Below are 8,323 nucleotides of genomic sequence, written 5' to 3' on the forward strand. Positions count from 1 at the left end.
TGAAAATCACGCTACTGAGCGATGCTGGAGCGCGGACTCACGTTTCGCCTGGCTCTGCTCACGCCGAGAGCGGGTTATTCGAGGTGGCCTTAAGCATTTGAACAGTAAAGGTAGCTGGACATGGGGCGACCTTAAAAATTTGGTATCTCAACCTATTGGTGAGCAAATAAAGATAGCCAAGCAATTTGTTAGCGACGACATGCACAAGTATTTTGTAGATCCTAAACTTGCTATCTATGCGAAGTTTGCCAAGCCAATAATTACCAAAGCTGCGATATGGGACAAGTATGAAGCTAAGCCTAAATTCTCGTTGAGAGAGTGGGTTCTAGATGAAAATCCAAAAACAAAGATTTTACTTATCAAACCATCAGGACGTTTCAAAGATCAGACAGTTGCATTGATACGAGGTATGCTTTTCTACATGGCAGGTCTCATCAATGATAAGTACTTCCCTGAAGACAAATCAAAGGACTACCCAAGCATACGAAGATTCCACATTGTATGTGACGAGTTCCAAGCTCTTGGAAATCTTAAGGAATTCATCGGTCCCGGAATGGAAATGTTTGCATCCAAAGGCGTTACAATTTATTTGGCTTGCCAAGATCTATCTCAGTTACGAGAGTTGTACGGAGACGATTTTTTAAAATTTTTACAAGCCAATACTGGAAATGTTTTTATAATGGGCGTCAATATGGGTGACTCTGCTGAGATGATTTCTAATCAGTTGGGCAAGAAGACTATCTTAAAACGTCATGAATCTACCACTTACCAGGACAATGGTAAGTCCACATCCGTAAACTATCAAGAACATGAAGGTGTAGTGATCACACCAGATGAAATTAATGAACTTGGAAGTAAGTTTGAAACACGCCGCAACTATGTTCGTTACTTATACATTCCTGGCAACATGAGTAATGCGTATATTCTTGAAGCAGAAATCTCAAGCTACCCTACCCTATACAAGCCTGAAAAGCCTGAATGGATGTTGGGAGGCACCGTTGAGAGACCTTTGTTTGTACCTGAAGAAGACATAGTGAAGATGTTGAGCAGCGTGCCAAAAGCGAGTTTAGAGAAATCTGCACCTATTGTTCAGTTTCAGCTTTCACAAGAAGCATCAGCTTCTAATGTTGATGAACTAGAATGGGCTGACGATTTTGAGGAAGAAGAAGAAGTTGAAATAGATTCTGACTACGGACAAAAATTACTTGATGAGGCGACAGCAAAAGAGGAACGTAAAGAAATCTTTCTGCTTCCAGAGGAAAAGGACTCTCTAGGAGGATCGGTTCTTGAAGATATAGCGATAGAAACCGTCTTGGACAGTCATTTATTATCACATCTCAAACATGGAAGTGAAGTAGCTAAGAATGCTTCCTCAGCGAAGACAACCGACAAGAAGGCATGGTTAGCTGCCATGTTGAAAAAGAAGAAGGAAGGTTGGGATACTGTAGATCGTGAGACACAGCGATAATTCTGATGAACCAAGAAGTAAGAGTAAAGCCCCGTTAGGGGCTTTATCTTAGCTAAATAGCTTAGTCAATATCGTGAACACAGCCATGCCGACGATTACTGCTCCAGCATTGTAGAAAGCGTGCCTTAAAGTGTATTTGTCATGCACCTTCCCAAAAGCCTTATCCGCAACACTCTCAACCTTGCTTGAGATCTCCTTGTAGACCATGTTTCTAGCTTTTGTCTTTTCGGCTTCAATCTCAGCGTCAATGTTCAACTTCCTACTTGCGATCCCTTGTTCAAAATTCTTGGCAATAGCTTCAATATCGGATTGAACCTTGCTTGCAAACGCATCTAGTGACTTCTCATGCTTCTTCAACTGTAATTCATTATCAACCACCTGGCGCCGTCCAGCTTCTTCAATCTCTTGGATTGCGACTTGTGAGCCCTTATTGATAGCAGACACAAACGTCTTTAATTCACTACGAAGCAACATGATATTTCTAAGAGCTTCCTCACTCACAGAGTTGTTGATCTCGTTCAATTCTTCGGTCATTAGACTCATACCGTCCCAATATTCACTAAGAGCAAAAGGCATGCCGTAGCTCAGCATAAACGTGATTTCAAGGGAAGGATTGCCTAGAATTCTGTCTTCCAACATTTCGCGTATTGCACTTCGCTCTTCAGATGGTAGATTAGAAATGAAGTCAATAAACCTACTGATTCCATTTAGGTTCTTGAATGTTGGTGAAGCTTTGCTCTTAAACCATCGTTTAAACTCTACAACCTCATTGCCTTCGGCCTTCATTGCTTCTAGTTTGTCACCGTCCGCTTCCTCAGCAGGAAACTCAAAGTCTGCCATCATCCTTTCTAATTCGTATTCGTCTTCCATTTTTCTATCCTTATTGTTATATATATCAAGTATATATTTTTTTATGACAATAGCAATACTTTGAGCATTGACAACAATAGAAAATGCCCCACTAAAGGGGCATCCTAATTTATGAATTTCAGTTTATGACTGCATGCCCCACTTCTTCACTGTTCTGTTCTCGATTGGCTTGAAAACAAAGTTCTCAACGATTAGACCGATAACAATCACTGACACAAGACCAGCAAACACTACAGGAATATCTAAGTTCTGCTTCGCTTCATTGATCATCCAGCCGATACCGCCCTTACCAGATGAGACACCCGCTACGAGTTCCGCAGCAATCAATGTTCTCCAACCAAACGCCCAACCTATCTTTGCACCAGTCAAAATTGCTGGAAACGCCGCAGGAAACAAAATCTTTTGAGCATATCTGAAGCCCTTCAATTCGTAGTTACGACCAACCATGCGAAGTGTAGTTGGCACTGACTTGAAGCCACTGTGCATTGCTTGAGCGATTGGACACCAAACAGATATGATCAACACGAAAAGCAATGAGCCATTTCCAAGACCGAACCAAATGAAAGCCAATGGCAAAAGAGCAACCGCAGGAAGTGGCGCAACGATTGAGGTAAGCAATTCCATTACATACTGTCCGAAGCGATTGAATGTTGCCAAGACAGTGATAAGAGTAGCCAATGCTAGTCCCGCTAAATACCCTATTCCAAGAATTTTTAATGTGTAGCCTGCCTTGACGAACATTTCACCGGACATGATAAGGCTACCGAATGCTTTGACTGTATCTGTGAACGTTGGGAACATTAACGCATTATCCAAGAACACTGCGTACCACTCCCACCCTCCAAGAACCAATATTAGAAGCACAGCCTTACAAAACCATGCAGTGTTGAATAGCCTCTCCAATTTTGATAGTGGCTTCGCCACACAGCCAATCTCTTCCGCTGGTTTTGGGTTGCCTTTGATGTCTGGTCTAACTAGATTTTCTTCCATAATTTTTCCTTTATTATTGTTTTTAGTGTTGTATCAAACTGCTGATTCTTTGTTCTAACTCTTTGCTTGAACCTGACTCTACCCCTCTAATCTCTTCAACCAACTGTCCTGGATTCGCTGACAACACAGCTATTCTTGTGCCGAGCTTGACCGCTTCAGGTATGTCATGAGTGATGAACAACAAAGTCTTTCCGCTCTCTGCAAGCAAGGCTCTTAGTTCGTCCTGCAAGTGCGACCTGGTAAGTGCATCCAATGGCGCGAATGGCTCATCCATCAATAACACTTTGGACTCAACCGCAAGACCTCGTGCGATAGCTACCCTGGTGTACATCCCACCTGATAATTGATGAGGATAAGAGTCTGCAAATTTTGAAAGCTTGACCTTGTTGATGAAGTGAAGAGCTACTTCTTTGGCTTGGTTGAAATTCATATTTGAACCTACAACTAACGGGAACATTACGTTCTCAAAAACTGTCTTCCAAGGCATAAGCTGGTCGAAGCCCTGGAACACATTCATTACGTCCATTGAAGGCTCATGAATTTCTTTGCCGTCCAATTTCACTGTCCCGTTTGTTGGCTTGATGTTGCCGCCTATAGTTTTCAATAATGAAGACTTACCGCAACCGGAAGGCCCGACAATCACGTACCTATCACCTTTATGCACATCAATTGATACGTCGTACAAGGCTGTCACCAATGTATTGGAAGTCTTAAATTGCACCGTTAAGTTCTTTATTTCTAATATTTTTCCTTCGTTCATATGTTCTCCTGTAAAAAAGGGCAACCACCTTTGAAATGGTCGCCCCTATGTAGTGTTGATTAGTTACCTGCTTTGTTGTGTAAATTTGGGAAGGTTAGATCTTTCCATGATTTCGCTGGCTCTTTGATAGTGCCTACCTTTGCCATGAATTCGTTGTACTTCATGATTCCGCGTGGAGTGCTGTTGAACTCAACATCTGGACTCATCATCTGGTCTAGCACTTCCTTCAATGACTCTTTTGATTTTGAAAGCTCAATATACTGTTTTGCCGCTTCAGTCTTGTTCTCGTTTATCCACTTCAAAGTCTCTTCAATAGAAGCAGATAATGCTTGGTATGCCTTAGGATTCTCAGTAGCGAATTTGGTTGTACCTGCTACTAAAACGAAAGTAGTCTTTCCGCCTAAAACGTCATAGGAATTCACAACAGTATGGATCTTACCTTTTCCTTCTCTTAGCTCTTGATTTTGGAATGGTAAGGCGGTGAAGTGACTGTTGATTTCAGACTTACCCCCTAACAACTGAATAGCAGCTTCAGGATGGCTCATGGATACTGTGTAGGCGTCCAATTTTGCATAGTTAGCTTGACCGAATTTTTGTGCCGCAGCCATTTGCAATGTCACTGCCTGGACTGACTGCTTTACTGTAGGAAGAGCTATTTTGTCCTTCTCTGTGAAGTCAGCAATCGTCTTCACGTTTGGATTACTTGTGTTTAATAGCATTGGCATGTAGCTCAAGCTCGCAATGGCTTTAACTTTGCCGTTGGTTTTGCTATGTAATAAAGACAAGCTTGGATTGCCAACCGCACCAGCATCTACCGCACCTGAAATTAATGCATCGTTGATTGGACCCGGACCGCTCATTTTTGTGAATGTTACCTTTAAGTCTTTGATACCTAACTTTTCTGCATGCTTCTCAATAGTCTTATTTTTTTCCATGAACAAGAATGGAGCATAGGTTAAACCATTTTGATACCCCAAACGAACTTCGTTAGTTTCAGCTACTGCTGATCCAAAAGACAAAGCGAAAGCAAACGTCACAACACCTTTTATAAATTTCTGCATAACTTCTCCTTATGTAATTAGTTATATATGTGTTATATCATTTTACATTGTTAAGTCAATAGCAAGATGTGAATAGTTGACACTGATTTTTTTAGCGCTATCTTAGTAAGACATAATAAAAACTATAAGGAGTAAGATTATGGATAGAGAAAATCACGTATCAGCAGCAAGAGTAAACACAGGCGAACAAGACGGCATCAAGGTATATGCAATTCCTGAAAACGGAGTCTATATAGTAGAGTGTCCAAACTTCTACGATTGCTACTGGAAGTTGACTGGCAAGATGAAAGATAAAGACGAAGTACTAGGGGTTAAGTTAAAGCCCGAAGATATAACCGGTTTCTTCAGCCCTGAAGTCATGGAAGGATTGGTAAAAGATGGCACGATCACACCCGGCCAAAAGGAAAACTGGGGAATGCTTAATCTTATAAAGAAAGATGAGCATGGAAAAGTGCAGTTCAAAGAAGAGCGTTCTGTTCATATCTTAGTTAATGTAGAAAAGCTATCTACCCCTGAAGAAATCACGAGCTTCAATTTTGCTATCAATCATGCTAGAAGCGTAAATCAAGAACGATTACAAGAGATGGGAAGATTCAAGTTCAAGAACGGGAGGGACGGCGAGCCAACTGACCAGATTCAAGCTCTTGCACCCGACGATGCATTTGAAATAGGTTCACGTAGATTGAAGGTATCGTTAGGTAAGCCGGAAAAAAATTGGGTAGGTGGCGAAGTTCTTCAGGCTGGAAAATTCTATACTTTTGTCCACACCGGAAATTCTGAGAGAAAAGATCCTGAAGAAGGGAAAATTGTCACCGTTCATATTCATGCTGTAAACACAGCCGACCTACTAAAAGGTAACGACTGGCTATTACAGAACAGAGAGAAAGCAGTACGTGAGCTTTGCCCTGAAGGTGAATTTAAGTCTTTCAATTGGAGCCAGAATAGCAAGATACGAGTGAGTGACTATAACCCTGAGAAGTCTCAAGAAAACAAAGCGAAGAAAGAGCAAGAGCGCATAAAGTACGCTGCTACCGCAGATCCTACTTCCGTAAAAGTTCCTTTTGAGGTCGCTAACAAAAAAGAAGAAGTTGCGCAGCCTAAGGTGGAAGAACAGAAGCAAGAGCCTGTGCAAGAAGAGAAGAAAAAAGCTCCATCTAAATCAAAAGCAAAAAACAAAGACGCTGAAATGGCTAGATAACCTGGTCAAACACCACAAGGACTCTTCGGAGTCCTTTTTTTGACTTTCAGAATTTTTCTGTTATATATATTCTTATAACAAATGGAGAATTAATGAACAAGACGACAGGCAACTTGGTTTTGATCACACTCGTTTTTGGATGTGTTCATCAAGCCGAAATCCTCACGACAAACATTAGAGAAGAAATGGTAGATCAGAAGCGTGAGCGAGTATTGAAAGAAGTGTTGGGACCCTTCGATGAAGCACAGTCCCAAGAAAAAACGTATGTATTAGAAGAAATAACTAAGGAGACTATATGACTGAAGAAGAAATGTTAATGCAAGAAGCAATTGGTAGTTCAAGCTTCTTTTCACAAAAAGCACAAGAGCCTTTGCCAGAGGTAAAAATGACAGCCGTGATGGAGGCTGAAGAAAACAAGGGGTTAGATCCTTCTAAGGTTCGCAACTTTTGGTTCACTAGAAATGGCGAGACTATTACCCATTTCGGACGACACAGCGATTTGAACGCTCAAGACTATTACAAGAAGTTTGGTAGCCTTGGTCTTAACGACTCTTATCATGCTGGACAAGCTGAATCTTGCGCCTTTAGGAATATGTTGGACGTTCATAAAAAAGAACTAGCTGATCCTTCAGTTGAAGACATCGGTCACATCCAGAAGAAACATGACTGCGAAATGAAGTTGTTTGACGTAGAACTTGCCAAGCTGAAGGGCCAAGAGCCTGATGAGAGTGAAGTTGAACAAGCTTATAGCGAATATGAGTCTAGCAAGCCTGCTCCTAAGCGTGAGCGTAAGCCTCTTGCTACACCACAGTTCAGACCTCAAGTTGAAAGACAAGCACCTCAAGTGAAGCATAGAGATGCGAACGAACTTGAGACCATGTTAAAAGTGAGTAGCAAAGTAAGTAAATTCAAAAATGGAAATGCAATCACAGCTATGCGTAGGAAAGCTGGTGAACAATAAACAAAGCCCCGAAAGGGGTTTTTTCATATATGCGGATATCCAATCAACCATGTTTAACCTTGCATTTTGATATATCTTTGCTATTATTAAATTACTCACTACAAAAGGTTAACATATGAAAGGAATATACAAAAATTTAGCAATCACTTTAATTGCAGCAGTCACATTCGGAACTTCCTTAGCAGGAGGCTCCATAAAACACAAGCATGAAGATTTACCGCCAGAACTTGCTGAGTTGAATATTAAAATTCTTCCTAAGATCAAAGGTATCAGCCGAACATTTTCTAAATTGAACAAAGATTATGCAAACCGCCTGGCTAGTATGTTCATCGTCATGAAGCAACAACACGGCTACGACATGACCATGATCGAAGGACACAGAACCGCTGAGCGTCAGGATTCGTTGAGCAGTGGCGTCACACAGGCGAAGGGGTATCAGAGCTACCACCAGTATGGTCTTGCCGCAGACTGTGCGTTTATGAAGAACGGAAAGCTCATGACTGACCCGAGCGATCCGTGGACTATGAAGGGCTACAAGCTTATGGGAGAGGTAGCGAAATCCGTTGGTTTGGTTTGGGGAGGCAACTGGACCTTCAAGGACTACGGCCACACGGAGTTACGAACACCGCAAGCCAAGTACGCGATGAGCATGGCACGCAAGGGCAACTACCGCAACTCTATGGCTCTGGCCGCTCTTTAAGACACAAAAAAAACAAGGCACCAGAAACGGCGCCTTTTTCATGCTAATTCACATATGGGTTGCTTCCAGTCTGTAGCTCACCATAGTAAGCGTCTTCCCTCTTCAACCGAGCGTCATCTACCCTCACCCGAGGATCTACACTTGGCACGCCTGGTAGGTCTTCAGTCTTCATGTCCTGCAACTGCTTTGACAGATCAGAAAAGTCCATAGGCTCTGGCCGTGTCAACGGCGATTGAAAACTGATACAGATTTCGTCGTCTCAGCGATTTAAAACTGATACACCCCCGTCGCCGAACACCGTCCGTGTTCAGCCCA

At 42.1% G+C, this 8,323-nt stretch carries 9 protein-coding genes; 5 read left to right on the forward strand and 4 right to left on the reverse strand.

Annotated elements, in window-relative coordinates; translation table 11 throughout:
* The coding region (locus tag ACZ9AQ_RS23810; RefSeq protein ID WP_429207259.1) for a type IV secretory system conjugative DNA transfer family protein at positions 1-1,468 on the forward strand (1,468 nt) is incomplete at its 5' end.
* 48 nt (positions 1,469-1,516) lie between these two features.
* Here the strand turns inward: ACZ9AQ_RS23810 and ACZ9AQ_RS23815 are convergent.
* The 4 genes from ACZ9AQ_RS23815 to ACZ9AQ_RS23830 all read right to left on the reverse strand — a co-directional run bounded on the left by ACZ9AQ_RS23815 (position 1,517) and on the right by ACZ9AQ_RS23830 (position 5,149).
* Complete coding sequence (locus ACZ9AQ_RS23815; RefSeq protein WP_429207257.1) at positions 1,517-2,338, reverse strand: hypothetical protein; 822 nt, start codon at positions 2,336-2,338, stop codon at positions 1,517-1,519.
* A 123-nt stretch (positions 2,339-2,461) separates the two neighbouring features.
* Positions 2,462-3,328: an ABC transporter permease gene (locus tag ACZ9AQ_RS23820; RefSeq protein ID WP_429207255.1), complete on the reverse strand. Its 867-nt coding sequence runs from the start codon at positions 3,326-3,328 to the stop codon at positions 2,462-2,464.
* Positions 3,329-3,350: 22 nt separating this feature from the next.
* Positions 3,351-4,088 carry an ABC transporter ATP-binding protein gene (locus ACZ9AQ_RS23825; RefSeq protein WP_429207253.1) on the reverse strand — a complete coding sequence of 246 codons (738 nt, stop codon included), beginning with the start codon at positions 4,086-4,088 and terminating at the stop codon, positions 3,351-3,353.
* 59 nt (positions 4,089-4,147) lie between these two features.
* On the reverse strand, positions 4,148-5,149 hold the full coding sequence (locus ACZ9AQ_RS23830) for an ABC transporter substrate-binding protein (RefSeq protein ID WP_429207251.1): 1,002 nt from the start codon (positions 5,147-5,149) through the stop codon (positions 4,148-4,150).
* A gap of 139 nt (positions 5,150-5,288) precedes the next feature.
* Between ACZ9AQ_RS23830 and ACZ9AQ_RS23835 the strand changes: the two genes are divergently transcribed.
* From ACZ9AQ_RS23835 to ACZ9AQ_RS23850, 4 genes are all read left to right on the forward strand, one after another.
* Positions 5,289-6,347: a hypothetical protein gene (locus tag ACZ9AQ_RS23835; protein WP_429207249.1), complete on the forward strand. Its 1,059-nt coding sequence runs from the start codon at positions 5,289-5,291 to the stop codon at positions 6,345-6,347.
* Positions 6,348-6,439: 92 nt separating this feature from the next.
* On the forward strand, positions 6,440-6,646 hold the full coding sequence (locus ACZ9AQ_RS23840) for a hypothetical protein (RefSeq protein ID WP_429207248.1): 207 nt from the start codon (positions 6,440-6,442) through the stop codon (positions 6,644-6,646).
* On the forward strand, positions 6,643-7,308 hold the full coding sequence (locus tag ACZ9AQ_RS23845) for a hypothetical protein (RefSeq protein ID WP_429207247.1): 666 nt from the start codon (positions 6,643-6,645) through the stop codon (positions 7,306-7,308). Before ACZ9AQ_RS23840 ends, ACZ9AQ_RS23845 begins: the two co-directional genes overlap by 4 nt.
* A gap of 115 nt (positions 7,309-7,423) precedes the next feature.
* Positions 7,424-8,008 carry a M15 family metallopeptidase gene (locus ACZ9AQ_RS23850; protein WP_429207245.1) on the forward strand — a complete coding sequence of 195 codons (585 nt, stop codon included), beginning with the start codon at positions 7,424-7,426 and terminating at the stop codon, positions 8,006-8,008.
* Positions 8,009-8,323 lie beyond the last annotated feature (315 nt).

The organism is Massilia sp. UYP34 (assembly GCF_056279385.1).